We start from the raw sequence: 25,741 nt of genomic DNA on the forward strand, positions 1-25,741 counted from the left end.
TTCCCGCGGAGGCGGTATGAATACAGCATCCGAGTTGCTCGGCGAGATCGCCGACGTTGGGCGCGACGCGAAGCGTGGCGGCTACTCGCGGCACGCGTTCGACGCGCCGGAGCACGACCTGCGCACGTGGTTCGTCGAACGCGCGCAGCGGCTGGGCCTGGAGGTCGAGACCGACCGCAACGGCAACCTCTGGGCCTGGTGGGGCGCGCCGGGGCCGGACGCCGTGGTGACCGGCAGCCACCTCGACTCGGTTCCGGGCGGCGGTGCGTTCGACGGGCCGCTCGGCGTGACGAGCGCGCTGGCGGCCGTGGAAACGCTGCAGGCCAAGGGGGTCCGGCCGGCCAAGCCGTTCGCCGTGGTCGTGTTCGCCGAGGAGGAAGGCGGCCGGTTCGGTGTGCCTTGCCTCGGTTCGCGGCTGATGACCGGCACGATCGACGCCGACAAAGCGCGAGCGCTGCGGGACCCGGACGGCGTCACGTTGTGGGAGGCGGCCGCGAAGTCCGGTCTCGACGTGGACCGGATCGGGGCGGAGCCCGAGCGGCTGGGGCTCATCGGCCGGTTTCTGGAGCTGCACGTGGAACAGGGCCGCGGCCTGATCGACCTCGGGTCGGCAGTGGCGGTCGGCAGTACGGTGATCGCCCACGGGCGGTGGCGGTTCTCGTTCGCCGGCCAGGGAAACCACGCCGGTGCGACGCTGATCGCCGACCGCGTGGACCCGATGCTGCCCGCGGCCGAGACCGTGGTGGCCGTGCGGCGGCTGGCGAAGACGCGGGCGGACGCGCGGGCGACCGTCGGCCGGCTCGTGCCGACGCCGGGTGGCACCAACGTCATCGCGTCCACTGTGGACCTCTGGCTCGACGCGCGCGTGCCCGGCACGGTGACACCGGAGCTCGTCGAAGACATTTCGCACGCGGCGCGGGCCGCGGCGGAAGCGGAGGGCTGCTCGCTGACCGTCACACGCGAGTCGTACTCCGACGACGTCGTGTTCGACGAGAAGCTGCGGCGTGACCTGGGGGAGTGGCTCGGCGAGGTGCCCGAGCTGCCGACCGGAGCGGGCCACGACGCGGCGATCCTGGCCGGGTTCGTGCCTGCCGGGATGCTCTACGTACGCAACCCCACTGGCATCAGCCACTCGCCGGAGGAATTCGCCGAGGCCGACGACATGGAGGCCGGCGCGCGGGCGCTGGCCGGGGTGCTGGAGCGGCTGGCGGGATGACCACGTACTGGTGCGAACGGGCCTGGTTGCCCGACGGGATCGCCGAAGCCGTGTTGCTCGTGGTGCGCGACGGGCGGATCACGTCGGTCACGTCGGGCGCGCCGAAGTCCGGGACCGTCCTGGCCGGGCTCACGCTGCCGGGGTTCGCCAACGGGCACTCGCACGCGTTCCACCGCGCGCTGCGGGGCCGGACGCACCACGAGCGCGGCACCTTCTGGACCTGGCGCGAGCGGATGTACTCGCTGGCCGCGCGCCTCGACCCGGACCGGTACTACCGGCTCGCACGCGGCGTCTACGCGGAAATGGTGCTCGGCGGGTACACGAGCGTCGGCGAGTTCCACTACCTGCACCACGCGCCGGGCGGGCACCCGTACGCGTCGCCGAACGCGATGGGCGACGCGCTGCGCCAGGCCGCGCGGGACGCGGGGATCCGGCTGACGCTGCTGGACACCTGTTACCTCGCGGGCGGGATCGGCGTGGCGCCGGACGAGGTGCAGCAGCGCTTCTCCGACGGCTCGGCCGAGAAGTGGGCTTCGCGCATGGCGTCGCTGGCGGAGGACGAACTGTTCCGCGTCGGCGGGGCCATTCACTCCGTACGCGCAGTGCCGGCGGACGATTTGTCGACCGTGAACCAGGGTGTGTCCGGCGAGCGGCCGTTGCACGTTCACTTGTCCGAGCAGCGCGCGGAGAACGAGCAGTGCGAAGCGGCGTACGGCTGGACGCCGACCGGGTTGCTGAAGGAGCACGGGGTGCTGGGTGAGCGGCTCGTCGCCGTGCACGCGACGCACCTGACGGACCAAGACGTGAAGTGGCTGGGTGAGGCACGGTCCGCCGCGTGCTTCTGCCCGACGACCGAGCGCGACCTCGGCGACGGCATCGGCCCGGCGCGGCAGCTGCTCGACGCGGGCGTCCGGCTGGGCGTCGGCAGCGACAGCAACGCGGTGGTCGACGCGTTCGAGGAGACCCGCGCGCTGGAGCTGGACGACCGCCTGGCCAGCGAGGAACGCGGCCGGTTCACCGCCGACGAGCTGCTGGCGGCGGGCACCGACCACGCTTCCGTCGGGTGGCCGGAGGTGGGCCGGCTGGCCGTCGGCGCCGGGGCGGACCTGGTCACGGTCGCGCTGGATTCCGTGCGGACGGCGGGGATCGAGCCGTCCGGGGTGGTGTTCGCGGCGGGGGCCGCGGACGTGCGGCACGTCGTGGTGGCGGGTCGTGACGTGGTGCGCGAGGGTGCGCACGTGCTCCTGGAGCGACCGGAAACCGTACTGGCCGAGGAGATCGAGGCGCTGTGGCAATTCTGATCACGGGAATCGGCGAGCTCACCACCAACGACCCCGAGCTGGGCCGGCTGCGCGACGCGGCGCTGGTGCTCGACGGCGGTGCCGTCGCGTGGGCCGGACCGGCCGCGCAGGCGCCGGCAGCCGACGAGCGCGTGGACGTCGAGGGGCGCGCGGTGCTGCCCGGCTGGGTCGACAGCCACACGCACCTAGTGTTCGCCGGCGACCGCACGGCCGAGTTCGAGGCGCGGATGGCCGGAAAGCCTTACACGGCGGGCGGAATCGCCGTCACGGTCGGGGCGACGCGGGAGGCATCGGACGAGCAGCTGGCGGCGAACCTGCGCCGGCACGTCGAGGAAGCGGCCGGCCAGGGCACCACCTGTCTGGAGACGAAAACCGGGTACGGGCTGACCGTGGCCGACGAGGCCCGCTCGGCGCGGATCGCGGCGACGGTGGCCGACGAGGTCACCTACCTGGGCGCGCACCTCGTGCCGCCGGGCGCCGACGCGGAGTCCTATGTAGACCTCGTGTGCGGCGAGATGCTCGACGCGGTGGCGCCGCACGTGCGGTGGGCCGACGTGTTCTGCGAGACGGGGGCGTTCGACGAGGCCCAGTCGGCGCGGGTGCTCAAGGCAGCGGCCGAACGTGGGCTGGGGTTACGGGTGCACGGCAACCAGCTCGGCGAAGGCCCTGGGGTGCGTCTCGCAGTGGAGCTGGGCGCGGCGAGCGTGGACCACTGCACGTACCTGAGTGACGAGGACGTCGAGGCGCTGGCGGCGTCGGACACGGTGGCGACGCTGCTGCCGGCGTGCGATTTGTCGACAAGGCAATCGCTGGCGCCGGCGCGGCGGCTGCTCGACGCGGGCGCGACCGTCGCCCTGGCCAGCAACGCGAACCCGGGCAGCTCGTACACCACGTCGATGGCGTTCTGCGTGACCACGGCCGTGCTGCAAATGCGGATGACGGTGGGGGAAGCCGTGTGGTCGGCGACAGCCGGGGGCGCGCGGGCGCTGCGGCGCGACGATGTCGGCTACCTGCGCCCGGGCGCGCGGGCCGACGTGCACGTGCTAGACGCGCCTTCGGTGACACACCTGGCGTACCGGCCGGGCGTGCCGCTCACCCACGCGGTGTGGCGGCGGGGTGAACGGATGGGATGAAGCCTCAACCGTCTCAGCTGTGGGCTGACAGGTGCGCGAGCAGGAGCGGGTTGACGCGGTCGGCCGCTTCCTCCGGCAGCCAGTGGCCGGCGTCCTCGAAGACCTCGAACCGGTAGGCGGCGTCCACGAACTCCGCGGTGTTCGTGGCGGCCGTGCGGCCGAGCTTGGTGTCCTGGGCGCCCCACACGTAGAGCGTCGGCACCGTGATGCGGCCGGCGGGGACGGTGAACTCGTCGTCGGTGGCGCCGCGATACCAGTTGAGCGTCGCGGTGAGGGCGCCCGGCTCGGTGAGCCGCGCGACGTTGCGCTCGACCTGGTGCTCCGCGATGCGGCCCGCGTAGGCCGCCCGCAGGCGAGCGGCGCCGTCCGCCAGCATCGACGCCTCGGCGACACCGCCGGGCGCGCGGAAGAAACGGACGTAGTCGAGGTCGTGGTTCTGCTGCTCCTCGTCCTTCGCCGCCTGCTTCAGCGCGCCGGGGTGCGGCGTGGACAGCACGGTGAGCGACTTGAGCCGCTCGGGGTACCGCGTGGCGAACACCCAGGCGACCATGCCACCCCAGTCGTGGGCCACGAGGTGGAAGCGCTTCGGGGCCGCGGAGCCGGTGGTGAGCGTGTCCGCAAAGGACAGTGTGTCGGCGACGAGGGTGTCGATGGAGTAGCGCTCGACGCCCGTCGGGCGGGCCTCGCGGGCGTAGCCGCGCTGGTCGACGGCGAGGGCGTGGTAGCCGGCGCCGCCGAGGGTGTGGAGTTCGGCGGTCCACGAGTCGGCGAACTCGGGCCAGCCGTGGAGCAGCAGGACGGGCTCGCCGTCCTCCGGTCCCGCGGCGAGTGCCGTGTGCTGGTGGTCGCCGGCCCGCAGGGTCACCCCGCGCAGTTGGCTCACCGGTGCGCTCGCACGGTCGCGGAGCGGGGGTGCGTACTGCGGGTGACGCGGGTGCCCTGGTAGTTCACGCTCTCACCGTAGGCCGTGATGATCATGGAACGCCAGTGCGAGCTGGGGCACGGTCGCTGCCCTCGAGGGCGAGCGCTGCCATCAAAGGCGAGCGGCGCCTCAAGGGCGAGTGGCGCGTCCGCGGGTGAAGACGAGCCCGGCCACGGCGGCGAGGCAGCAGAGCGAGGCGAACCAGTCGCCGAAGCGGCTGTAGAGCGTGTCGCCCGTGCCGAGGGGGACGTCGGCGACTGCGACGGCCATCGGGGTCGGACCGGTGCGCGTCTGGGCGAGGACGTGGCCGCGGGGGTCGCTCAGGATCGAGTTGCCTCGGGCGGCGCTCCAGGCCACGGACACGCCGTGCTCGACGCCGCGAAGCAGGGCGGTGCGGCTGTGCTGCCAGCCGTCGACGTCCTCGTCGGAGGCGGGGATCAGCACCAGTCCGGTGCCGGTGCGGGCGTAGTCGCGGGTGGGGGACGGGCCGTTGACGTCCATGCAGACCTCGAGGCCGATGGGCTGCCCGGCGAGGCGGGCGAGGTCGTGGCCGGATGTGACGGGCGAGAACCCGTTGCGCCACTTGCGGTATTCGACGGTCGGGCCGGCCGGGGGCACGTCGAGGGCGGTGTTGTAGGCCTGGTGACCGGGGTCCTTCACGATCGCGCCGGTCACAACGTGGAGGTTCTTGGCCCGGGCGACGTCGGCCAACGGCCCGATGAGGCCGGCCAGCCGGGCGCGGTCGGTGCCGAACGCGGCTTCCGGGAGCACGGCGATGCGGACGTCGGCCGGCAACGCGATGAGAGCGTCTACATAGGACTGAAGAACGCGCTGGCCGGCAGGAGAATCCGGATCCGCTGCCCACGCCGGCTCACTGCGCGCCACCACCGCGACGCGCACCTGGCCCACGGAAACCGCAGCCGGCGTCGCGCCGAAAACCAACGCGCCGCCTATCGCCGCGGCTGTCACCACGGTGATGCCGACCCGCGCCGAAACTCGGACACCGGGCGCGAGCACCGCGGCGAGCGCCGCCGGCGCCAGCAGCACGAGGTACTCCACACCCCACCCGCCGAGCACCGACGCGAGGCGCAGCACGTCGGGCTGGTCGCCCTGGCTGGTCATGAACGTCCCCATCACGCCGAACGGGTTGGCCACCGAGACGCCGTACAGAACCGCGGTCCAGACCGCGGGCGCCGCGACGGTCGCGAGCACCGGCCGTCCCACCCGTACGAGCCGGCGGAAGAGCGCCACCGTCGCCGCGAACAGCACCGGCGACCCCAGCAGGATCGCGAGCGCGCCCGGCACCGGCACCGCCTGCGAGTTCAGGAAGTAGTGCCAGCTGCCGGCGCTCCCGCCCAGGTAGGCGAGGAACGCCGCCGCGCTCGCCACCCACGCCCCCGTGCGAGATGCCAGCAGAAGTACGGGCAGCGGCGCCAGCCACGCCAGCACGGCGACTGGTTCGAACCCCAGCCCGAAGTGGATCAGCACGCCGGACGCGACGGTGGCGGCGAGCGCCCAGCCGAGGTGGCGGTGCACATCAGTGGCAGTGGACGTGGAAACGCTTGCTGTGGCGGTCATCCGGGCGACCCCTCTCGCCGTGGGACTACCACCGTCGCAGCCGGCGGCCGCCGAAGCACTGGGCTGCACCGGAGTATTCGGGGTAGGGCTGGCACCACCCCAAAGCGCATGATTCCGACATAGGGAATTAACAGTGCAAACACGGATTCACCCAACCTGGCTAGTCGATCGGTTGATCACCAGGTGAATGCGGGAAATGGACCTGCCCGCGCGCGCACTCGTTTACGCAGAGTTCAACCAGCGGCCACTCGTACGAGATTAGGCGTCGCTCGGTTGATGGGTAGCTTCTCAACAGCACGACCACCGAGCTGGAGAAACGCCCATGGACTTTTCCCTCATTGTCCTGGTGGTGATCGTCGCGGCACTTGCCTTCGACTTCACCAACGGGTTCCACGACACGGCCAACGCCATGGCCACTTCCATCGCCACGGGAGCCCTCAAGCCCAGAATCGCCGTGGCCATTTCGGCCGTGCTGAACCTGGTCGGAGCGTTCCTGTCGATCGAGGTCGCGAAAACGATTTCCGGCGGCATCGTCGACGACACGAAGGTCACCCCGGTGGTGATTTTCGCGGGGCTCGTCGGCGCCATCATCTGGAACCTCGTCACGTGGCTCGTCGGACTGCCCTCGAGCTCCTCGCACGCGCTGTTCGGCGGTCTGATCGGCGCGACGTGGATCGCGTCGGGCGCGGACGCCGTGCACTTCGGCAAGGTCGTCGAGAAGGTGCTGATCCCCGCGGTCGCGTCGCCGATCGTGGCCGGGGTCGTGGCGCTCATCGGCACGTTCCTGACCTACCGCATCACCGAGAAGGCCAAGGAACGCGTGGTGGGCAAGGGTTTCAAGACCGGCCAGGTCCTCTCGGCCAGCCTCGTCTCGCTCGCGCACGGTACCAACGACGCGCAGAAGACCATGGGTGTCATCACGCTGACGCTCATCGCCGGCGGCACGCTCGCGCCGGGTTCGAACCCGCCGCTGTGGGTCATCGGGGCGTGCGGCCTCGCGATCGCGGCCGGTACCTACCTCGGCGGCTGGCGCATCATCCAGACCATGGGCAAGAAGCTCACCGAGATCCAGACGCCGCAGGGCTTCGCCGCGGAGACGAGCTCCGCGGCCGTGATCCTTGCGTCGTCGCACCTCGGCTTCGCGCTGTCGACGACCCACGTCACCTCGGGCGGCATCATCGGCTCGGGCCTCGGCCGCAAGCTCGCGGAGGTCCGCTGGGGCGTCGCGCGCAAGATGGTCATCGCCTGGGTGCTCACGCTGCCGGCGGCCGCCATCGTCGGCGCCATTGCGGCGGCGGTCTCGACCCGCGGCAGCTGGGGCACGATCCTCATCGGCGCCGTCGGGGTGCTCGTGGCGCTGGGCATCTGGCTCGCGTCGCGCCGCAACCCGGTGAGCGCCAACACCGTCAACGACGAGCCGGACGCCGCCAAGGCCGCTCCGGTCGCGGCCTGAGGGAGCGGACATGGACATCGACTGGGGTGCCCTCGGCACCGTCTTCGTCGTCGCGCTGGCCGCGGCGGTGGTGCTCACGGTGCTGTTCGCCTACGGCATCCGCGGGCTTTCGGCGGGCGAAACCGCGCGTGAACAAGGCGGCTCCGGCGTCGCGGCGTTCACGGGTTCGATCGTGTGCTTCGCCGTGTGCGCCGCGGTGGTCGCGTACGGGATTTATTTGATCGCCGCCTGAGCGCGGCCGCGTAGTTCGTCCGGAAGCTCGTCGAGAAGCGGGAACACCGCTTCCCGGCGAGCTTTCCCCATGTTGGCCAATACGTCGAGCGCCGGCTCCCACAGCGATTCGTCGGCGCCGGCCGCGCGGATCAGCCGCGGGAGCCGGCCCTCGGGCAGTAGGCCCATCACGTGGTCGATGCGCGTTTTGTCGTCCAGGACGTACGCGGTGCGCAGCAGCGCGGCGTCCTCGAGCACGGCGAGGCTGCGCCGCACGGTCGGGTCCGGCAGGTGCCCGACGAACCGGCCGAGCGTGATCCAGTCCTCCCGACGCGTTAGCTCCGCGGCCACCGCGACCACGGTGTCGAACGGGATGCGCGTGATGATCGACGTCGCGCGCCGCGGGTCCAGCTCCGCGGCCACCGACGCGAGGAACTTCGGCGGCAGCCGCTTCGCGACGTCCACGCCGCGCGACACGTCCACCAGCCCGGCGATCCGCGCGCACAGCAGTGGTCCGAACACCTTCTCGGCGATCTTCGCGGCCACGGGCGCGGGCAGCAGCCGGCTGGCCAGCGCCATCCGTTCGAGCACCACGAGGTTCGCGTCGAACAGCGTGGTCGTCACCTGTTCGCGGAACAGCTGCAGGTCGGCGACGTCCACGTCGGCGAGGTAGGCCAGCCGTTCGGGCTCGACGTCGAGCACGCGCGCGAGCTTGAGGATCTCCGGGTTCACAGACCGACCGCCTTGCGTACGGCGCCGCGCAGGAGCGCCGGCACGTACTTCAGCCCGTCCTCACCCGCCTGGGCGAGGGCTTTGGACTGCCGGTGCCGCGCGTCGCGCAACGCGGCGGCGAGGTCCTGCCGCGCGTCCTCGGGCAGGGCTTCGATGCCCGCGGGCAGGGGGCCGCCGAGCTGCTCGGCGAGTGTGCGCTCAGCCATGGTGAGCCATCATGCCTCAGCGGTTGACTTTCGACAGTGGTGACCGCCGCCGTGGGCCTTGTAGCGTCAGCGCCCATGAGGGAGGTGACCAGGCGCAGGTGGCGGGTGGTGCTCGACGTCCTGCTCTGGGTCTTCCTGTCCGGCGTCGTCGCGATCGACGCCTCGAACAACCCAAACCCGTGGGAGCTGATCTTCGGGCTGGCCGCCACCACCGTGTCGGTCGCGGCGTGGCGCCGGCTGCCGGCGGTGTCGCTGATCGTCACGATGGCCACGGCCGTGGTGGTGGCGTTCGGCTGGGGCGGGCGCGTGGCCGTGTGGGAGGTCTTCCTCATGGTCACCGTGGGGTACCTCGCCGGCCTGCGGATGACGCAGGTGCGCGTGGCCGTGCTGACGTGTTCGGGGATCGCGCTGGCCGGACTGCCCGTGGCGCTGGTGCTGCCCTCGGCGGGGTTCGGCGCGTGGGGCGCGATGCTGGGGGTGCTCGCGTTCGCGGGGGTCGCGCCGTGGCTGCTGGGGCGCCACGTGCGGCTGCGGCGTGAGCTGGCGCGCGCGGGGTGGCGGCGGGCGGAGGAGATGGAGAGCCGCCAGCAGCTCGTCGCCGACCAGGCCCGGCTGCGTGAACGCGCGCGGATCGCCAGCGACATGCACGATTCCCTGGGCCACGAGCTGAGCCTCATCGCCGTGCGCGCCGCCGCTCTCGAAGTGGCGGGTGGTCTCGACGATACGCAGCGCGCCGCGGCCGGTGACCTGCGCGCCAACGCCGCGACGGCGACCGAGCGGCTGCGCCAGATCATCGGTGTGCTGCGGGAGGACGCGGCGCCCATCGAGCCCGTACAGGGTGACCTGGGGGAGCTGCTGGAGCGGGCCCGCGCGTCGGGGCTGCTGATCGAGTCGCAAGTGGACAGTCTCGAGGCGACGCCGCCGATGGTCGCGCGGGCGGCCTACCGCGTGATTCAGGAGGCGGTGACGAACGTCGCCAAGCACGCGCCGGGCGCGGCCGTGACCGTGCGGGTGCTCAGCTCGCCGGCGAGCACCGAGATCCGGGTGGGGAACGCGCGGCCGCCCGCGGGTCCGTTGCCGGGGGCGTCGGGTAAACGCGGGCTGATCGGGCTGCGCGAACGCGTGCGGCTGGTCGGGGGTGCGCTGCGGGCGGGACCCAACGCGGACGGCGGCTTCGAGGTCGTGGCCACGCTGCCGCACGACTCCGCTCCGGGGCCGGCTCCGGAGGACGGCGCCGACGTCGAGCAGTCCGAGTCGGCGCGCGAGTGGGAGCTGGCGCGGCGCGACGTGCGGCGCAGCCTGGTGCAGGCGATCGTGATCCCGCTGGCGTTGTTCGGCGTGGTGATCGGCGGAAGCGGGGTGGCGTTCCTCGTGCAGTGGTACGGCTCGCAGGTGTCAATGGGGGTCTACCAGCAGATCCGGCTCGGGGCGACGCGGGCGTCGATCGCGCCGCTGCTGCCTGCGCAGCAAAGGCTGTCGAAACCGCAGTACGGGGAGCCGCCGAAGCCCGCGGGGAGCACGTGCGAGTACTACGGCACTTCGCGCAGCTGGTGGAACGTTCGCTACGCCGCGATCCGGCTCTGCTTCGAGGGCGACCGGCTCGTGACGAAGGATCTCTACAGTGAGGACGAACCGTGATCCGGGTGCTGCTGGCCGACGACGAGGCCATGATCCGCGCTGGTGTCGCTGCGATCCTGGCGGCCGACGCGGACATCGAGGTCGTCGCGGAGGCCTGCGACGGCCGCGAAGCCGTGGCCCAGGCGCTGGCCACCCGCCCCGACGTGGTGCTGCTCGACATCCGCATGCCGGTGCTCGACGGCCTCGCCGCGGGCGCCGAGATCCGCCGCGTGCTGCCGGACGTCGGCGTGATCATCCTGACGACGTTCGGCGAAGACGCTTACATCGAACGCGCCCTGGGCTTCGGCGCCAGCGGGTTCCTGTTGAAGGCCGGCGACCCGCGCGAACTGCTCTCCGGCATCCACGCCGTCGCGGACGGCGCCGCGTTCCTCTCCCCGAAAGTCGCGTCCCGCGTCATCGCCCGCCTCTCCGGCGGCGCCCTCACCCGCGGCGCCGCGGCGCGCGACCGCATCGCCGCTCTGACGGCCCGCGAACGCGAAGTCCTGACCCTCCTGGCGACGGGCCTGTCCAACGCCGACATCGCCTCGCGGATGTTCGTCGTCGAAGGCACGGTCAAAGCCCACGTCAGCACCATCCTCACCCGCCTGGGCGCGCGCAACCGCGTCCAGGCGGCGATCACGGCCTTCGAAGCGGGGTTGGTCGGGGGAGAAGCGGAGTAACGGCGCCTACGACAGGTCAGCCGGGCGGGGCAGCCGCGGCGGGGTCCAGTCGTTGATCCAGCTCTCCGCCCGAGCCATCGCCGACGGCGGAGCCAGTCGCAGCACCGCGGTGCGCACGGCGGCCCCGACCGGGTTGCGCAGCAGCGGCCCCAGCGAGCCCGCCCGGATCGATGTCCGCCAGACGCGCTGGCTCCGCGCCCGGCGCATCGCGTCGTACTCGCGCAGGCCCGCGGCCACATCGGAGGTCGAAGCCAAAGCAGCCGCCAGCACGACCGCGTCCTCGATGCCCTGGCAGCCGCCTTGGCCGAGGTACGGCGGCATGGCGTGGGCGGCGTCGCCGAGGAGGGCGAGGCGACCCGCGACGTAGGTCGGCAGCGGGGTGGCCAGGTGGTAGAGGTCGTGGTGGAGGATCTCCGGCGTCGCGGTGATCAGGGAGCGCACGGGGGCGTGCCAGTCGCCGTAGGTGTCCAGCAGGTAGGCGCGAACGTCCTCGTGCCGGAGGCCTTCCGGGCGGGCCTCGGCGATCCACCAGTACACGCGCCCGTCGAGCAGGGGCAGGATCCCCACTTCCGTGCCGCGGCCCCAAGCGGTGCTCAAGCGTGACGGCACCTCGGCGATGCCACGGAACGCCGTGCCACGGCTGTAGGCGAGGCGAGCGTGCGGGTGCAGGGATTGCCGCACGGGGCTGTGGATGCCGTCGGCGGCCACGACCAGGTCGGCGCGGATCGAGCCGCTCGGATGGTGGACGACGCCGTCGGGCGTGGCGGAGAGCACCTCGACGCCGGTGTGCAGGCTCGACTCCGGCAGCACCGAGCACAGGGCCTCGATCAGGTCCGCCCGGTGGATCGCGGCGAGCGGCAGGCCGTAGCGCCGGACGTACGCGCTCATGTCCCAGCCCGCGAGCCGCCGGCCGCGAGGGTCGAGCAGGACGCCGTCGCGCTGCGGGCTCAGCGGCGCCTCGACACCCAGCTCCGTGAGCGCCCGCTGCGCGTTGGGCCAGATCGAAATCCCGGCGCCGATGCCGGTGAGCTCCGGCGCGCGCTCGTACACCGTGACTCGCCAGCCCGTGCGGTGCAGGCCGATCGCCGCGCACAGTCCCCCGATGCCGCCGCCGATCACGACCGCGTGTCGCATGACCGCCTCCTCTACGTCTGTAGAGGACTCTACACCTGTAGAGTGGTGATCGTGGACAGGATTTCGGCGATCGGCGACGCGGCCATCGAGGTGATCGCGGCCGACGGCATGCGCGGGCTCACCCACCGCGCAGTCGATCGGGCGGCGGGTCTGCCGGCCGGCTCGACGTCGTACTACGCGCGCACCCGCCTCGCGCTGCTGGAGCTCGCCATGGCGCGAATGGTGGAGCTCGACCAGGCCGTGATCGATCCCGACGCGCGCGATCTCGCCGACGTGCTGGCCGCGACGGTCCACGCCGCCATCACCGCCGGTCGCACCCGCATGCTCGCCCGCTACGAGTTCGCGCTCGAAGCCACGCGCCGCCCGGAGCTGCGCGCCGCCTACGCCGAAGGCGGCCGTGAAATCCGGGACCGCTGCGTCCAACTGCTCGCGGCGGCCGGTTCGCCGCGGGCTGAGCAGCACACCCGCGTGCTGCTCAACTGGCTCGACGGCGCGATCTTCGACGCGCTCGCCGGCACCGGGTCGACAAATCCTCCTGGCAAGCAGGAACTCGCCGACGGCGCCCGCGCGGTCCTCACCGGACTCGGCCTGCCCCTCACCCGGTGACGGGGCCCCTCGCGCTCGGGGCCCCTCCGGCAAAGAAATCAGGCGTCACGCCGCTTCAGCACCGAAGTGCCGAGGAATAGGCCCGCCGCCGCCCACACCAGGCAGATCAGCACTCCCACCCAGGGCGAGTACGGCGAAACCCCACCCAGCAACGGGTTCGTCTCCCCTGCGGGAACCATTCCGTTGAGCCCCGCGAACGCCGGAAAGTAGTTCATGATTTCCGGTGTCACATAAGCGGAAAGCAGCATCGGCAACGGCAGCAGCAGCACCATCGTCACCACGATCGTCCCCGCCGCGCTGCGCAGCGCGAACCCGATGCCCGCGCACAGCACCCCCAGCAGCGCGAAGAACGCCCCCATGCCCGCGGCCGCCGCGAACCCGTCGCCGAACGTCGTCGTCACGGCCGCTCCCGGCATCAGCACCGCCGAGGTCGCCATGCCCAGCAGCGCCACCACCACGCCGTAGGCGAAGAGCACCGGCACCAGCACGGCCGCCTTCGCGAGCGCCAAGGTCGAGCGCACCGGCACCCACTGCAGCGTCGAGCGGATACTGCCGCTGGCGTATTCGCTGGTGACGAACAGCGTGGCCACCGCGATCACGCAGAACTCGGTGAGGTAGATCGAGCCGTTCACCACGATGTCGTGCGGGCCCTGCGGTGGTTCGGTGTCGCCCAGCCGTTGCGACAGCCCGGACACGCCGCTGTAGAGCAGCATCAGCAGCACCCCGCCGGCGAGGCTCCACCACGTGCTGCGCACCGACCAGAACTTCGTCCACTCCGAAGCGACGGCCCCCGAAAGCCCGCCGCCCGCGCGTACCTGCGTGGTCGTCATGCCGTCACCCCGTATTCCACCGACGAAGCGGTCAGTTCCATGTACGCCTGCTCCAGCGAGGCCGTCCGCTCACCCAGACCGTGCAGCCGCACGCCCAGCTCGTGCGCGAGATCGCCGACTTCGCCGACGCCAGCGCCGGTCACCACCAACTCGTCGGCCTCGCCTGGCTCAACCGCCGCGCCGCGCGTGAGCAGGTGCCGCGCGAGCGTGTCGCGCTCGACGGGCGTCGGCACGCGCACCGAAACCGAGCTGAGCGAGTTGCCGGCGATGAACTCGTCGACGGGTGCGTCGGCGAGCAGCTTTCCCTTGCCGATCACCACGAGGTGGTCGGCGGTCAGCTGCATCTCGCTCATCAGGTGGCTCGATACGAACACCGTGCGGCCCTCCTCGGCGAGCGAGCGCATGAGCTGACGCACCCAGCGCACACCGTCGGGGTCGAGGCCGTTCACCGGCTCGTCGAACATCAGCACGCCGGGGTCGCCGAGCAGCGCGCCCGCGATCCCCAGCCGCTGCCCCATGCCGAGCGAGAACTGGCCCGCCCGCTTGCCGGCGACGTCGGTGAGCCCGACGGTCGCGAGCACCTCTTCGACGCGCGACGCGGGAATGCCGTTGCTGCGCGCCATCGCGAGCAGGTGCCGCCCGGCGCTGCGGCCCGGGTGCAGCGCTTTGGCTTCGAGCAGTGCGCCGACCTCCCGCAGCGGGTGCTTGAGCTCGGCGTAGGGCTTGCCGTTCACCAGCACACTGCCCGCCGTGGGCCGGTCGAGGCCCACCGTCATGCGCATCGTCGTCGACTTGCCCGAACCGTTCGGCCCGAGGAACCCCGTGACGCTGCCGGGTGCGACGGCGCACGTGAGCCCGTCGACGACAGTCTTCTCCCCGTAGCGCTTCGTCAGTCCGCGAAGCGTGATCATGTGCCCTCCCATGGGTTCGATCCCTTGGGTAGGAAGTCTGCGATTCGAGGGGCGCCGCGGACATCGGACTTCCGGCTCGCGCTACCCCCGACCTTCGACAGGGGTCAGCGCGACCTGCGGGTGGTGCGGCGCGTCGGCGTGGCCGTCGCGGGGTCCTCGGGCCAGGGGTGTTTCGGGTAACGGCCGCGCAGGTCGGCGCGCACGGCCGCGTACCCGGTGCGCCAGAACGACTCCAGGTCGGCCGTCACGGCGGCCGGCCGGCCGGCGGGGGAGAGCAGGTGCAGCAGCACCGGGACGCGGCCGTCGGTGACGGTCGGGGTGGCCGTCCACCCGAAGGTCTCCTGCAGCTTCACCGCGAGCACGGGCTGGTCGGCGGTGTAGTCCACGCGTATACGCGAGCCGGACGGGACTTCGAGGCGGTCGGGCGCCAGCTCGTCGAGGCGCGCGGCTTCGGGCCACGGCAGCAGGCCGCGCAGGGCACTGCCGGCGTCGACCGTGGCGAGGTCCGTGCGGCGGCGGGCGCGGGAGAGGTCGAGCCAGCTGTCCACTTCGGACAACAGGGTGTCGTCGTCGACGGCCGGCCACGGGGCGCCGAGCACGCGGTGCAGGAACGCCATCCGCTCACGCAGGCGCCGGCCGTCTTCGTTCCAGCGCAGCAGGCCCAGGCCTTCGGTGCGCAGGCCGGTGACCAGGGCTTCGTGCACGAGCCCGGGTTGCGGTGAACGCAGCGGGCGTTCGGCCAGCACGATGGCGCCGAGGCGGCGGACGTGCCGGGCCACCACGTCGCCGTCCCACGCGACTTCGTCCACTTCGGACACCAGGGCGGGGGCGGCCCGCACGGCGAGGGTTTCGTCGGCGACGGCGGCGAGCCGGATCGTGCCCTGCACGCGGCCGGGGTCGCGCGTGGCTTCGCCGACGGCCAGCCATTCGGCGTCGCCGAGACCGCTGCCCGCGGGGAGCTCGGCCGCGGTACCGCCGGCCATGAGGTACACGGGCGCGCCTCCCGTGCGACGCCTCGCGAGCCGTTCGGGGTGAGCCAGGGCGACGACCAACGCGGCGTCGGGTTTGCCCGTACTGGCAGGGGATTTCACCAAGCCCGAAAGCCGCCGGACCTCCGTTTTCCACCGCCGCGCCGCGTCGTCCGTGCCGCTGCGCAGGCGCCGCAGCTCGGCCTCGACGTCGGTCAGCTGCGCTCCCGCGTCGAGGAGCGCCACGACTTCGGCGGCCACTCGCGTACCCACGGCAGCGGATCCGTCGAGCAGCGCGCGGGCGAGCCGCGGGTGCAGGCCGAGGTCGGCCATCCGGCGTCCGCGCGGGGTGATGGTGCCGTCGGCGGTCGTCGCGCCCAGCGTGACCAGCAACGTCCGGGCGGCGGCCAGCGCGCCCTCGCCCGGCGGGTCCCACCAGGCCAGGCCGCTGCCGTCCGGGGTCGACCAGCACGCGAGCTCCAGCGCGAACCGCGCGAGCTCGGCCGTGCGGATCTCCGGCTCGGGGTACGCGGGCAGCGTCGCCTGCTCGTGCTCCGGCCAGCAGCGGTACGCGCGGCCGGGTGCTTCGCGGCCCGCGCGCCCGGCTCGTTGCTCGGCGACGGCCGCGGACACGCGCACGGTCGCCAGCCCGGCGAGGCCGCGCCGGTGATCCACTCGCGGCACGCGGGCGAGCCCGGAGTCCACAACGGACCGCACGCCGGGCACGGTGAGGCTCGACTCCGCGACGGCCGTGGCCAGCACCACGCGCCGGCGGTCGCGGGGCCGCAGCGCGTCGTCCTGCCGGGCGGCGGTGAGGCGGCCGTGCAGCGGCAGCACGTCGGCGTCGAGTGAGCCCAGCTGCGCGGCCGTACGCGCGATCTCCCCGGCGCCGGGCAGAAACGCGAGCACGTCACCGTCCCCTTCGGACAGTGCCAGCCGGATCGTCGACGCCACGGTGGCCTCGATCCGCGCGCCGCGGACGGGCGCGCGGTAGGTGAGCTCGACGGGGTAGGTGCGGGCGTGCGCGGTCACCACGGGTGCGTCGCCGAGCAGCTCGGCGAGCCGTCCGGCGGCGACGGTCGCCGACGTCGCGAGCAGCCGCAGGTCGTCGCGCAGGCCGGCGCGGACGTCGAGCAGGAGGGCGAGCAGCAGGTCGGCGTCGAGGTGGCGTTCGTGGCACTCGTCGAGCAGCACCGTCGACACACCGGCCAACTCGGGGTCGTTCTGCACGCGCCGCACGAGCAGACCGGACGTCACGACCTCGATCCGGGTGCGCGCAGACACCTTCCGGTCGCCGCGCACGGAGTACCCGACCGTCTCGCCCACGGGTTCACCCAGCAGTGCGGCCATCCGCGAAGCCGCGGCTCGGGCGGCCAGGCGGCGCGGTTCGGCGACCACGACACGGCCCCCGCCGTCCTCCAGCGCGAGCGGCACGAGGGTGGTCTTGCCGGTGCCGGGCGGCGCGACCAGCACGGCGGTGCCGTGGTCCGCGAGCGCCGCCAGCACGTCGGGCAGCACCGCGCGCACCGGCAGGTCGGGCAGGTTTTCCAGGCGGCTCACTGCTCGGTGATCTCCGGCGGCTTCGGCAACGGGTAGTTCGACGGGCCGATGTTGGCCTCCAGCGACCGTAGCCAGTCGCCGTCCGAGACCATCTTGCGGATGGCGTCGTCCACGGCGTGCTGGCCCTCGGTGTCGCCCTTGCGCAGGCCCACGCCGTAGCGCTCGGTCGAGAACGGGTGCCCGACCACGCGCAGCAGCTCGGGGTCCTGCGCGACATAGCCGGCGAGGATCACCGCGTCGGTGGTCACGGCGTCGACCTGACCGGCGAGCAGGGCCGTGACGCAGTCGGGGTACCGCGGGTACTCGACGAGCTGCACGGCCTGCGCGAACTTGTCCCGCACCTGCTGCGCCGGCGTCGAGCCGGTGACCGAGCACAGCCGTCGGCCGTTGAGGCTCTCCGGGCCCGTGATGTCCGACGACGTGCGCCGCACCAGCAGGTCCTGGCCGGTCACGAAGTACGGCCCGGCGAACGACACGAGCTGCTTGCGCTTGTCGGTGATCGAGTACGTGGCCACCACGAGGTCGACGCTGCCGGAGGTGAGGTCGGACTCGCGCGTGGCCGGCGTGGTCTCGTGCCACGCGATGTGGGCCGGGTCCACGCCCAGCTCACCGGCGACGAACTTGGCGACGTCCACGTCGAAGCCCACGAACCGGCCGTCGACCGTGCGCTGGGAGAGGCCGGGTTGGTCGAAGCGGATCCCGATCGTGAGGTGGTCACCGTCACGCGCGCGTTTGACGAGCGAATCGCCGGGCGAAACCGTTCCTGGACCGCAGGCCACGCACGTGGCCAGCAACAACAGGGCGGCGACCACCGCGCGAACTCGCATGCCCGCCTCCCCTCGGTGGGTGTTGACAACTCACGAAGTTCTCAGGTCCGGCGGCTAGCCTAAGCGTGTGCGACGACTGTCCCAACCCGCGCTCGACACCATCGGCACCCTCGCCCGTCTCGGGCTCGCGGCCGTGTGGCTCGTTTCAGGTGCCATAAAACTGGCCTCGCCGGGGCAGACGTTCATCGCCGTGCAGGCCTACGACGTGCTGCCGAGCGCGCTGGTCCGGCCGGTCGCGACCGCGTTGCCGCTGGTCGAGCTGGTGCTGGGCCTGCTGCTGCTGTTCGGGCTGGCCACGCGCTGGGTCGCCACCGTGGCGCTGGTCATGCTGGCCGTGCTCGTGGCGGGCATCGCGCAGTCGTGGGCGCGCGGGCTGAGCATCGACTGCGGCTGCTTCGGCGGCGGCGGGCACGTGGCCGCCGGCCAGACCGAGTACCCGCAGGAGATCTTGCGCGACACCGGGTTCGCGGTGCTGGCCGTGTGGCTGATGGTGCGTCCGCGTTCGTTCTTCTCGGTCGACGGCTGGCTCGGCTGGGGACGGCGGCGCGCGGCTGTGGAGGATTCCGCTGTGGAGGATTCCGCGGAGACAGGGAGCTCCGCGGCGCTGGGGGACGAGTACTCCCCGAGCATCGCTGAAGGGAAATAGGAACCGTGGGTGAAGCAGCGCGGAAGCGCCAACGCCAGGCGCAGGCCGCGAAGTCGGTCGCGCAGGCGAGGGGTGCCTCGAGCGACCGGAACAAGATCATCGCCGTCGTCGTGGCGGTCGTGGTCGTCGCCGCGGTGGTGATCGGCGGCGTCGTGTGGATCAACTCGAGCAAGAACTCCACCGAGGGCACGGCCATCGCGCCGACCACGTCCACGACGCTCGGCCCCGGCGTGGTCGAGAAGCTCGACGGCGTGGTCGTCTCCGTCGGCAAGCCCGGCGCGCCCAAGACCATCGACCTGTACGCCGACTTCCTGTGCCCGTACTGCAAGCAGCTGCAGGACACCTACGGTCCGAAGATGGAGCAGGCGGTCAACAGCGGCCAGCTGACCGTGCGGTACCACATGGTGACGCTGTTGAACGAGAACTCGGACCCACCGGGTTACTCGCTCGACTCGGCCAACGCGGCGCTGGCCGCGGTCTCGTCGCAGAAGTTCACCGCGTTCCACGACGCGCTGTTCAAGAGCCAGCCGGAAGAGGGCGGCCGTGGCTACGACAAGGCGCAGCTGATCAAGCTCGGCCACGACCTGGGCATCACCGACCCGAAGTTCGACCAGACGGTGAACGCCGGGACCTACGACCAGCAGATCCAGGCCGCTTTCCAGCAGACGGAGAACGACCCGAACCTGGCCCAGGACTTCCCGAACGGCGCGCACGGCTTCGGCACGCCGACCGTCGCGGTCAACGGCAAGGCCATCTCGACCCAGGGCGACTGGCTCACCGGCGTGCTGAACGGCACCGGCAGCTGACCACCTGATCCGGTCATTTCGCCTGTCCGGGCACAACCCGTCCGTTGACCTGGCCCTCGCGGCTCAGGGGAGGGGCGGGTTGTGTCGGGTTTTCATTCTGGTTTCACGCCGACGACGGCGGTTACGAGACGTACGCGCGCCAGGTCGATCCACTCGGTGACGACGTCCGGCAGGCGGACTCGCGGCACGTCGCCCCGCACGTGACGGTCGATTTCTCCGACATGGGCCACGAGTCCGGCTTCTCCGGCGCGTACGGCGCGCGCATGCGTTCGCTGCAGCAGCGGCTGCACGCCCTCGGCGGTGGGTGGCACCAGGTCGGCGAGGCCGCGCGGCGCACGCAGGGCAACTTCGCCGCGGTGGAGGAGGAGCACGGCGACGCGCTCCGCAGGCTTCGGTGACCGCCGAGGTCGAGCGGGTCATGCGCGGCGGGCTGGACACCACGAACCAGTTCGCGGCCAAGCTCAAGCACGACCCCGGTGCCGTCAACGGCGCGCGTGACGGGCACCTGGCGCTGCGGACGTCCGTCGGCCAGGTCAGTGATCAAGCCGGTTCGCAGCGCTCTCAGCTCGCCGACTCCGCGTCCGGCTGCACCGCCGATCGCGCGACCGCGACGTCGCAGGGCCTGGAGAAGGAGATCCAGGACCTGCTCGACGAGAGCGCCGAGATCGACAAGGCCGCGGCCGCGGCGGCCCAGACGCTGCACGTCGGCGAGATCCGCAACGACCAGGTGCGCGACCAGATCGTGCGGGAAATCGCGGCGTCGATGAAGGCACTGCAGGCTGTGAACGGAATCCAGCCGCCGGAGAGCCGCGCGGCCGCGGCCCGGCAGATCCTGCTGCGGCTGCAGACGAAGATCGGGCAGCTTACCGGGCAGGCGGCAACGTTCTCGGAACAGACGATCGACCAGCTGACCTCGTTGGGCCGGCAGCTGGGTGGGTCCGACGCGACCACGACCAGCTCGGCGTCTCACGTGCCGCAGTCGTTCAACAGCAACGGCTCGCACGCCGGCGGTGGCGGTGGTGGGTTTGGCGGGTTCGCCGGGAAGCCCCGGCTGCCGGTGGCGATCCCGCCGCAGCCGGGCACGGGCGTCGACATCAACCTGCCCGGCGGGTGGACGGTCAAGGCGCCCAACGAGACGGCCGCGAAAGCCGTGCGCGCCGCGTTGTCGCAGGTCGGCGTGCCGTACGTGTGAGGCGGCACCGCGCGCGGGCAGGGGCTGGACTGCAGTGGGTTGACCATGACGTCGTACCAGGCCGCGGGTTTGCAGCTGCCGCGCACGGCCCGGCAGCAGACTGTGGGCGCGGAGGTGCCGTCGATCGACCAGTGGGTGAGGTTCGTGGCTGAGTTCGATGTCGGTCTGGAAGCCGCGCGCATCGCGGACGCTTCCGCGCGCGCTGGTGTGGAGGCTTCGGGCGCGGTTCACGCGTTCGGGCCCGGTGGTGGGCAAGGCGGAATCGCACGGGGTTGCCGTGTCGGTGGCGCCTGGCGGTTTGCTGGTGGGCTTGACGATTTCGCGCACCGCCTTGCGTTCCGGCTCGGACGCGCTGGCTTCGTTGATCATGGAGTTGTCCGGTCGAGCCACCCGACGTGCCGGTGACCGGATGAACGAGGTCCTTTCGCCGGTGCTGGAGGAGGACCAGCTGGCGTCGCTGGGGTACGAACGGCTCAGCGAGGATGATCCCGATGCCCAGTACTCGTGACCTGATCGACCAGGCCCGCGCCCGCGAGGCCGCGCTGTCCCAGGTCGCTGCTTTGATGGCGGACGCCCGCGGCTCGGCCCACGCCCTCGACGGCACGGTCGAGGCCACCGTCGACGCACTGGGCGCGTTGCGCCGCCTGTGGCTCGCGCCGTCGGTGATTGACGCGGACCCTGCGCGGCTCGCTGCCTTGATCCTCGAGGTGACGCGGCCGGCCATTGTCGAGGCCACACAGGACTGCTACGACAAAGTCGCGCTCCAGCTGGGTGAAGACGTCACCTGGCTGATCGAGCAGCTGTCCGGCCAACCGGCCCCGGCGCGCTCCCCGGACGACGACCCGGGCATGACGGTGGAACAATTCCAGCGGCTGCGCGCGGAACGCCTCGCCCCGCCGGCGCGGCGCACCTCGACCCGGCCACCGTCGAACGCCGAAGACGACGCCTACTTCGACCAGGCGTCACCCTGGTCGGACTAGGGCAGCTTCGCGCACAACGCGGCGGGGAACTTCGGCAGTGCGGCCCGGATTTCGTCGCAAGTCCCGGTTTTCGTGCCGGTTTCCAGCTTCCAGCCGCGTGGGTCCCACGAATAGACGATGCGCTGGATCGGCCCGGCACCGGGGACGCAGCTCGTGCCTTCGGCCGGGCAGTCGCCGACGTGGCGGTCGAGGTCGAGCACCAGCCAGCTGCCGTCGCACGCGAGCACCGTGCGCACGCCGTTGAGGTGCTTCACCGGCACGTCGAGGTCGAATACCGCGCGGTCCACCCACTGTCCGGCGCAGTGATCGGGGGGCGGGGTGCAGCCGAGGAACTTGTCGCAGCGGGCGAACGTGGTACCGGTGCGGTGCCAGGCCTCGGTGTTCAGCACGAGGGCGCGGTCGCCGAGCGGGGCCGCGAGCGTGAACGGCACTTCGGCCGGCTGCTTGGTGGGGCAGCCGCCGTAGGCCTGGTTCGCCGAATCGAAGACCACGTTGACGTTCACGGCGGTGGCCAGCTCGTCCGGTGTTTCCGAGAGCGGTTCCACCCGCGGTGACCGCGAGCAGCCCGCGCCACCGGCCGGCAGCGACACGTGGATCACGACCGAGGCCGGGTCCGCGCCCGGGCGGACGCCGTCGACCGGTGCCGCCGTGGTGATCCAGTCCGGTGCCGCGGCTGGTGAGGTTTTCGGCGTCGCGCGCGTGAAGGTGTAAACGAGCGCACCGATCACCAGCACGGTGAGCACGATGAGTGCGGGCGCGACGAACTTCCGGGTCATGGTCCCTCCCCAGGCCGAGAGCCAGATTACTCGCTACCGCTGCATTGTTCGCCCTTTCGGCGGTCCCGGTCACCGGCAACCGGTTTGTCCGCAAGGTCTGGACCACTCGGGAAAGCTGTGTATTAATTCAAGACGTGAAGTTTGGTCTCTCGACGAGGAGTAGCCGGATGCGCGTCGGTCGTTCGATCACGCTGGGGGTGCTGGCCGCGGCGTTGACGGTGAGCGCGCACGCGCCAGCGCTGGCCGGGAACCAGCCCGGCTACAAGGATGCGCGGCGGCCGGTTTCGGTGCGCGTGGCCGACTTGATGAAGCGCATGACTCTCGACGACAAGCTCGGCCAGATGATGCAGGCCGAGCGGCTCGGCGTGAAGTCACCCGCCGACGTGACCACGGCGCGGCTGGGCTCGCTGCTGTCGGGCGGGAGTTCGCAGCCCACGCCGAACACGCCGGTCACGTGGGCCGACATGTACGACGGCTTCCAGAAGGCCGCGCTGGCAACGCCGCTGGGCATCCCGCTGATCTACGGCGTCGACGCGGTGCACGGCCACAACGGCGTGTACGGCGCGACCGTGTTCCCGCACAACATCGGGCTCGGCGCGTCGCGCGATCCGAAGCTGGTGGAGAAGATCGGCCGCGCCACGGCGGAAGAGGTGTCCGGCACGGGCATCGACTGGGACTTCGCGCCGTGCCTGTGCGTCGCCCGCAACGATCGCTGGGGCCGCACGTACGAATCCTTCGGCGAGGTGCCGCAGCTCGCCACGGAGATGACGTCGATCATCACCGGGCTGCAAGGGCATTCGCTCGGCGGGCCGGCGTCTGTGCTGGCGACGGCCAAGCACTACGTGGGCGACGGCGGCACCACCGGCGGCGTCAACGAGGGCAACACGCAGCTCAGCGAGCAGGAGCTGCGTGCGATCCACCTGCCGCCGTTCAAGGAGGCGGTGAAGCGCGGAGTCGGCTCGGTGATGGTGAGCTACTCGAGCTGGAACGACGTGAAGCTGCACGCCAACAAATACCTCGTCACCGACGTCCTCAAGAAGGAGCTCGGGTTCGACGGCATCGTCGTCTCGGACTACAACGGCGTCGACAAGATCGACGGCCAGACCGGCTTCACGCCCGACGAGGTCGAGGCGTCGATCAACGCCGGCATCGACATGGTGATGGTGCCCTACGACTGGCAGAAGTTCATCGACACCCTGCGCTCCCTCGTGCAGGACGGCAAGGTGCCGATGTCCCGCATCGACGACGCCAACCGCCGCATCCTCACGAAGAAGTTCCAGCTGGGGCTTTTCGAACATCCGCTCACCGACCGGCGTTACCTCGGCACCATCGGAAGTCAGGAACACCGTAACCTCGCGCGCCAGGCGGTGCGGGAGTCACAGGTGCTGTTGAAGAACGAACACAACGTGTTGCCGCTCGACAAGAGCCACAACAAGGTCTTCGTGGCGGGCAAGAGCGCCGACGACATCGGCAACCAGGCCGGCGGCTGGACCGTCGGCTGGCAGGGCACGTCGGGACCGGTCATCCCGGGCACGACGATCCTGCAGGGCATCGAGAAGACCGTGAAGAAATCGTCCACCGTCACCTTCAGCAAGGACGGCAGCGGGATCGACAAGTCCTACGACGTCGCCGTCGCCGTGGTGGGGGAGACGCCGTACGCGGAGACGAAGGGCGACCGGCCGGGGGACATGGGCCTCGACGCCACCGACCTCGCGACGCTGCAGAAGCTGCACGACTCGGGCGTGCCGACGGTGGTCGTGCTCGTGTCGGGCCGTCCGCTGGACATCGCCAAGCAGCTGCCGGACTGGGACGGCCTGATCGAATCGTGGCTGCCGGGCAGCGAAGGCCAGGGCGTGGCCGACGTGCTCTTCGGCGACTACAACCCGACCGCCAAGCTGCCGGTCACCTGGATGCGCAGCGCCGACCAGCAGCCGATCAACGTCGGCGACGGGAAGCCCGCGCTGTTCCCCTATGGCTACGGGCTGCGCTACCACCAGCGTTTCCCGTGGTGAAGAAGTAAACCCTTCCTCCTCTCCTTCCCCTCCCCCTGCCCCCTCCCCACCGGAAGGACCATCCATGTTCGCCAAACGACGCCCGTTCGGGCTGGCCGGGAAAGCGCTGGTGTTCTTCGCCGCGTGCCTCGGCCTCGCGTACGGTTCGCCCGCGCTCACGCCACAGGCTGCCGCGGCCACGCCGTTCAAAGTGCTCGCGTTCTACAGCGGCACCTACGACGCGGCGCACATCAGCTTCGAAAACGAAGCGCGCCCGTGGTTCCAGCAGCAGGCGGCGGCCAACGGCTACACGTTCACGGCCACCAACAACTGGAACCAGCTCACCTCGCTGACCACTTCGCAGGCCGCCGTGGTGATGTTCCTCGACGACCAGCCGCAGTCGCAGGCGCAGTTCGACGGGTTCAAGCGCTACATGGACTCCGGCGGCGGGTTCTTCGGCTTCCACGTGACGGCGTACAACGACAGCTCGTCGCCGTCGTATTCGAACTGGTTCCACAACGACTTCCTCGGCACCGGCCGCTTCGTCTCCAACTCGTGGGGCCCGACCGGTGAGACGCTGAAGATCGAGAACCGCACGCACCCGTCCACGGTGAACCTGCCGGCGACGATCCAGTCGTCGGTCAGCGAGTGGTACTCCTGGCAGAAGGATCTGCGCCAGAACCCGAACATCTCGATCCTGGCCTCGCTCGACCCGGGCACGTTCCCGGTCGGCGACGACCCGTCGCAGACGTGGTACAGCGGCTACTACCCGATCATGTGGACGAACAAGAGCTACAAGATGATCTACGCGAACTTCGGCCACAACAAGATGAACTACGACACGAATACCGCGCTGTCGTCGACGTTCGCCAGCCCCGACCAGAACCGCTTCGTGCTCGACGGCCTGCGCTGGCTCGGCGGCGCGACCGGTGACGGCGGCACCACGCCGCCCGCCGGTGGGATCTCGTCCAGCGCGTGGTACCCGGTGGTGAACAAGGCCACCGGCAAGTGCGTCGACGCGGCCGCGGCGGGCACGACCAACGGAACCGTGGTGCAGCAGTACACCTGCAACGCCACCAACGCGCAGCAGTACCAGTTCCAGCCGACCAGCGACGGGTACGTGCGCGTGAACAACCGCGGCAACGCGGCGGAAGTGCTCGACGTCCAGGATGTGTCCACCGCGGACAACGCCGGCATTCAGCTGTGGTCCTACAGCAATGGCGCCAACCAGCAGTGGCTGCCGGTGTCCGAGGGCGGCGGCTACTACCACCTGACCGCGCGGCACAGCGGCAAGTGCCTGACGGTGCCGGGCGGCTCGACGGCCGACTCCGTGCGGCTCGTGCAGGCCACTTGCAACGGCGGGGCGGCACAGTCGTTCAAGATCGCTTGAGTTTTCGGTACGTGCCGGGTCCGCCTTGACGCGGCGGCTGGCCCGGCTCCGGGGCCGCCTCGGGGTTTCCTGCCCC

General features: G+C 71.4%; 26 protein-coding genes and 1 pseudogene. 17 read left to right on the top strand and 10 right to left on the bottom strand.

Going from position 1 to position 25,741, the window contains the following annotated elements:
• Window positions 1–16 precede the first annotated feature (16 nt).
• Genes AB0383_RS18030 through hutI form a run of 3 tightly spaced genes read left to right on the top strand, consistent with a single transcriptional unit; the run spans window position 17 to window position 3,650 of the window.
• Entirely contained in the window at window positions 17–1,216 is a 1,200-nt protein-coding gene (locus AB0383_RS18030; protein ID WP_364180606.1) for an allantoate amidohydrolase, read from the top strand.
• The gene (locus AB0383_RS18035; protein ID WP_366187927.1) at window positions 1,213–2,517 is read left to right on the top strand and encodes a formimidoylglutamate deiminase; all 1,305 of its coding nucleotides are present in this window, start codon (window positions 1,213–1,215) and stop codon (window positions 2,515–2,517) included. Before AB0383_RS18030 ends, AB0383_RS18035 begins: the two co-directional genes overlap by 4 nt.
• Window positions 2,505–3,650, top strand: a complete 1,146-nt coding sequence (gene hutI, locus AB0383_RS18040; protein WP_366187928.1) for an imidazolonepropionase — start codon at window positions 2,505–2,507, stop codon at window positions 3,648–3,650. The genes AB0383_RS18035 and hutI overlap by 13 nt, the downstream gene beginning before the upstream one ends.
• Window positions 3,651–3,663: 13 nt before the next feature.
• Here hutI and AB0383_RS18045 read toward each other — a convergent pair whose 3' ends face one another.
• Complete coding sequence (locus AB0383_RS18045) at window positions 3,664–4,533, bottom strand: alpha/beta hydrolase (RefSeq protein WP_366187929.1); 870 nt, start codon at window positions 4,531–4,533, stop codon at window positions 3,664–3,666.
• 168 nt (window positions 4,534–4,701) lie between these two features.
• Window positions 4,702–6,150, bottom strand: a complete 1,449-nt coding sequence (locus AB0383_RS18050; protein WP_364180613.1) for a nitrilase-related carbon-nitrogen hydrolase — start codon at window positions 6,148–6,150, stop codon at window positions 4,702–4,704.
• A gap of 322 nt (window positions 6,151–6,472) precedes the next feature.
• Here AB0383_RS18050 and AB0383_RS18055 point away from each other — a divergent pair, with 322 nt between their 5' ends.
• Together AB0383_RS18055 and AB0383_RS18060 are read left to right on the top strand one after the other, a co-directional pair.
• Window positions 6,473–7,603, top strand: a complete 1,131-nt coding sequence (locus AB0383_RS18055) for an inorganic phosphate transporter (RefSeq protein WP_366187930.1) — start codon at window positions 6,473–6,475, stop codon at window positions 7,601–7,603.
• 10 nt (window positions 7,604–7,613) lie between these two features.
• A complete protein-coding gene (locus AB0383_RS18060; RefSeq protein ID WP_366187931.1) occupies window positions 7,614–7,835 on the top strand; it encodes a hypothetical protein in 222 nt (73 codons plus the stop codon).
• Here AB0383_RS18060 and AB0383_RS18065 read toward each other — a convergent pair.
• On the bottom strand, window positions 7,817–8,545 hold the full coding sequence (locus tag AB0383_RS18065; RefSeq protein WP_366187932.1) for a hypothetical protein: 729 nt from the start codon (window positions 8,543–8,545) through the stop codon (window positions 7,817–7,819). The genes AB0383_RS18060 and AB0383_RS18065 overlap by 19 nt on opposite strands.
• Window positions 8,542–8,751: a hypothetical protein gene (locus tag AB0383_RS18070; RefSeq protein ID WP_366187933.1), complete on the bottom strand. Its 210-nt coding sequence runs from the start codon at window positions 8,749–8,751 to the stop codon at window positions 8,542–8,544. The genes AB0383_RS18065 and AB0383_RS18070 overlap by 4 nt, the downstream gene beginning before the upstream one ends.
• Before the next feature lie 75 nt (window positions 8,752–8,826).
• Between AB0383_RS18070 and AB0383_RS18075 the strand changes: the two genes are divergently transcribed.
• Together AB0383_RS18075 and AB0383_RS18080 are read left to right on the top strand one after the other, a co-directional pair.
• Window positions 8,827–10,389 (top strand): histidine kinase, encoded by a 1,563-nt coding sequence (locus AB0383_RS18075; RefSeq protein ID WP_364180621.1) that lies wholly within the window; start codon window positions 8,827–8,829, stop codon window positions 10,387–10,389.
• Window positions 10,386–11,048, top strand: a complete 663-nt coding sequence (locus AB0383_RS18080) for a response regulator transcription factor (protein ID WP_364180623.1) — start codon at window positions 10,386–10,388, stop codon at window positions 11,046–11,048. The genes AB0383_RS18075 and AB0383_RS18080 overlap by 4 nt, the downstream gene beginning before the upstream one ends.
• A gap of 6 nt (window positions 11,049–11,054) precedes the next feature.
• Here AB0383_RS18080 and AB0383_RS18085 read toward each other — a convergent pair whose 3' ends face one another.
• Window positions 11,055–12,182: an FAD-dependent monooxygenase gene (locus AB0383_RS18085; protein ID WP_364180624.1), complete on the bottom strand. Its 1,128-nt coding sequence runs from the start codon at window positions 12,180–12,182 to the stop codon at window positions 11,055–11,057.
• Between the two features lie 108 nt (window positions 12,183–12,290).
• Between AB0383_RS18085 and AB0383_RS18090 the strand changes: the two genes are divergently transcribed.
• Window positions 12,291–12,788, top strand: coding sequence for a TetR/AcrR family transcriptional regulator (locus AB0383_RS18090; RefSeq protein WP_364180871.1), 498 nt, complete (start codon window positions 12,291–12,293; stop codon window positions 12,786–12,788).
• A 38-nt stretch (window positions 12,789–12,826) separates the two neighbouring features.
• On the opposite strand, the gene AB0383_RS18095 is transcribed toward AB0383_RS18090, so the two are convergent.
• From AB0383_RS18095 to AB0383_RS18110, 4 genes are all read right to left on the bottom strand, one after another.
• A complete protein-coding gene (locus tag AB0383_RS18095) occupies window positions 12,827–13,618 on the bottom strand; it encodes an ABC transporter permease (RefSeq protein ID WP_366187934.1) in 792 nt (263 codons plus the stop codon).
• The gene (locus AB0383_RS18100) at window positions 13,615–14,529 is read right to left on the bottom strand and encodes an ATP-binding cassette domain-containing protein (RefSeq protein WP_366187935.1); all 915 of its coding nucleotides are present in this window, start codon (window positions 14,527–14,529) and stop codon (window positions 13,615–13,617) included. Before AB0383_RS18100 ends, AB0383_RS18095 begins: the two co-directional genes overlap by 4 nt.
• A 104-nt stretch (window positions 14,530–14,633) precedes the next feature.
• On the bottom strand, window positions 14,634–17,057 hold the full coding sequence (gene hrpB / locus AB0383_RS18105; RefSeq protein ID WP_366187936.1) for an ATP-dependent helicase HrpB: 2,424 nt from the start codon (window positions 17,055–17,057) through the stop codon (window positions 14,634–14,636).
• Entirely contained in the window at window positions 17,054–17,884 is an 831-nt protein-coding gene (locus AB0383_RS18110) for a glutamate ABC transporter substrate-binding protein (RefSeq protein WP_366187937.1), read from the bottom strand. The genes hrpB and AB0383_RS18110 overlap by 4 nt, the downstream gene beginning before the upstream one ends.
• Before the next feature lie 100 nt (window positions 17,885–17,984).
• Here AB0383_RS18110 and AB0383_RS18115 point away from each other — a divergent pair, with 100 nt between their 5' ends.
• From AB0383_RS18115 to AB0383_RS18145, 7 genes and pseudogenes are all read left to right on the top strand, one after another.
• Window positions 17,985–18,530 carry a MauE/DoxX family redox-associated membrane protein gene (locus AB0383_RS18115; protein WP_366188073.1) on the top strand — a complete coding sequence of 182 codons (546 nt, stop codon included), beginning with the start codon at window positions 17,985–17,987 and terminating at the stop codon, window positions 18,528–18,530.
• Window positions 18,531–18,535: 5 nt separating this feature from the next.
• Window positions 18,536–19,336 (top strand): thioredoxin domain-containing protein, encoded by an 801-nt coding sequence (locus AB0383_RS18120; protein WP_354866922.1) that lies wholly within the window; start codon window positions 18,536–18,538, stop codon window positions 19,334–19,336.
• Window positions 19,337–19,380: 44 nt separating this feature from the next.
• The gene (locus AB0383_RS18125) at window positions 19,381–19,734 is read left to right on the top strand and encodes a hypothetical protein (RefSeq protein WP_366187938.1); all 354 of its coding nucleotides are present in this window, start codon (window positions 19,381–19,383) and stop codon (window positions 19,732–19,734) included.
• Entirely contained in the window at window positions 19,731–20,528 is a 798-nt protein-coding gene (locus tag AB0383_RS18130) for an NlpC/P60 family protein (protein WP_366187939.1), read from the top strand. Before AB0383_RS18125 ends, AB0383_RS18130 begins: the two co-directional genes overlap by 4 nt.
• Window positions 20,529–20,546: 18 nt before the next feature.
• Window positions 20,547–20,933: pseudogene (locus tag AB0383_RS18135) on the top strand (NlpC/P60 family protein); the annotation flags it as partial.
• On the top strand, window positions 20,839–21,036 hold the full coding sequence (locus AB0383_RS18140) for a hypothetical protein (protein WP_366187940.1): 198 nt from the start codon (window positions 20,839–20,841) through the stop codon (window positions 21,034–21,036). The pseudogene AB0383_RS18135 and the gene AB0383_RS18140, both read left to right, overlap by 95 nt.
• Entirely contained in the window at window positions 21,020–21,508 is a 489-nt protein-coding gene (locus tag AB0383_RS18145) for a YbaB/EbfC family nucleoid-associated protein (RefSeq protein ID WP_364180637.1), read from the top strand. The genes AB0383_RS18140 and AB0383_RS18145 overlap by 17 nt, the downstream gene beginning before the upstream one ends.
• Here AB0383_RS18145 and AB0383_RS18150 read toward each other — a convergent pair.
• Entirely contained in the window at window positions 21,505–22,284 is a 780-nt protein-coding gene (locus tag AB0383_RS18150) for a hypothetical protein (protein ID WP_366187941.1), read from the bottom strand. The two genes, AB0383_RS18145 and AB0383_RS18150, sit on opposite strands and share 4 nt — an antisense overlap.
• Window positions 22,285–22,451: 167 nt before the next feature.
• On the opposite strand from AB0383_RS18150, the gene AB0383_RS18155 reads away from it, so the two are divergent.
• Window positions 22,452–24,296 carry a glycoside hydrolase family 3 N-terminal domain-containing protein gene (locus tag AB0383_RS18155; protein ID WP_366187942.1) on the top strand — a complete coding sequence of 615 codons (1,845 nt, stop codon included), beginning with the start codon at window positions 22,452–22,454 and terminating at the stop codon, window positions 24,294–24,296.
• Window positions 24,297–24,360: 64 nt separating this feature from the next.
• Window positions 24,361–25,665 carry an RICIN domain-containing protein gene (locus tag AB0383_RS18160; RefSeq protein ID WP_366187943.1) on the top strand — a complete coding sequence of 435 codons (1,305 nt, stop codon included), beginning with the start codon at window positions 24,361–24,363 and terminating at the stop codon, window positions 25,663–25,665.
• Window positions 25,666–25,741 lie beyond the last annotated feature (76 nt).

This window comes from Amycolatopsis sp. NPDC051373, assembly GCF_040689465.1.
Classification (GTDB): domain Bacteria; phylum Actinomycetota; class Actinomycetes; order Mycobacteriales; family Pseudonocardiaceae; genus Amycolatopsis.

What these genes read in the sequence shown, in the direction of transcription:
- AB0383_RS18035 (WP_366187927.1), top strand. Translation starts at nt 1,213, where the DNA reads ATGACCACGTACTGGTGCGAACGGGCCTGGTTGCCCGACGGGATCGCC.
- AB0383_RS18050 (WP_364180613.1), bottom strand. Translation starts at nt 6,150, where the DNA reads ATGACCGCCACAGCAAGCGTTTCCACGTCCACTGCCACTGATGTGCAC.
- AB0383_RS18090 (WP_364180871.1), top strand. Translation starts at nt 12,291, where the DNA reads ATGCGCGGGCTCACCCACCGCGCAGTCGATCGGGCGGCGGGTCTGCCG.
- AB0383_RS18060 (WP_366187931.1), top strand. Translation starts at nt 7,614, where the DNA reads ATGGACATCGACTGGGGTGCCCTCGGCACCGTCTTCGTCGTCGCGCTG.
- AB0383_RS18110 (WP_366187937.1), bottom strand. Translation starts at nt 17,884, where the DNA reads ATGCGAGTTCGCGCGGTGGTCGCCGCCCTGTTGTTGCTGGCCACGTGC.
- AB0383_RS18160 (WP_366187943.1), top strand. Translation starts at nt 24,361, where the DNA reads ATGTTCGCCAAACGACGCCCGTTCGGGCTGGCCGGGAAAGCGCTGGTG.
- AB0383_RS18070 (WP_366187933.1), bottom strand. Translation starts at nt 8,751, where the DNA reads ATGGCTGAGCGCACACTCGCCGAGCAGCTCGGCGGCCCCCTGCCCGCG.
- AB0383_RS18075 (WP_364180621.1), top strand. Translation starts at nt 8,827, where the DNA reads ATGAGGGAGGTGACCAGGCGCAGGTGGCGGGTGGTGCTCGACGTCCTG.
- AB0383_RS18085 (WP_364180624.1), bottom strand. Translation starts at nt 12,182, where the DNA reads ATGCGACACGCGGTCGTGATCGGCGGCGGCATCGGGGGACTGTGCGCG.
- AB0383_RS18100 (WP_366187935.1), bottom strand. Translation starts at nt 14,529, where the DNA reads ATGATCACGCTTCGCGGACTGACGAAGCGCTACGGGGAGAAGACTGTC.
- AB0383_RS18155 (WP_366187942.1), top strand. Translation starts at nt 22,452, where the DNA reads ATGCGCGTCGGTCGTTCGATCACGCTGGGGGTGCTGGCCGCGGCGTTG.
- AB0383_RS18095 (WP_366187934.1), bottom strand. Translation starts at nt 13,618, where the DNA reads ATGACGACCACGCAGGTACGCGCGGGCGGCGGGCTTTCGGGGGCCGTC.
- AB0383_RS18145 (WP_364180637.1), top strand. Translation starts at nt 21,020, where the DNA reads ATGCCCAGTACTCGTGACCTGATCGACCAGGCCCGCGCCCGCGAGGCC.
- AB0383_RS18030 (WP_364180606.1), top strand. Translation starts at nt 17, where the DNA reads ATGAATACAGCATCCGAGTTGCTCGGCGAGATCGCCGACGTTGGGCGC.
- AB0383_RS18150 (WP_366187941.1), bottom strand. Translation starts at nt 22,284, where the DNA reads ATGACCCGGAAGTTCGTCGCGCCCGCACTCATCGTGCTCACCGTGCTG.
- AB0383_RS18055 (WP_366187930.1), top strand. Translation starts at nt 6,473, where the DNA reads ATGGACTTTTCCCTCATTGTCCTGGTGGTGATCGTCGCGGCACTTGCC.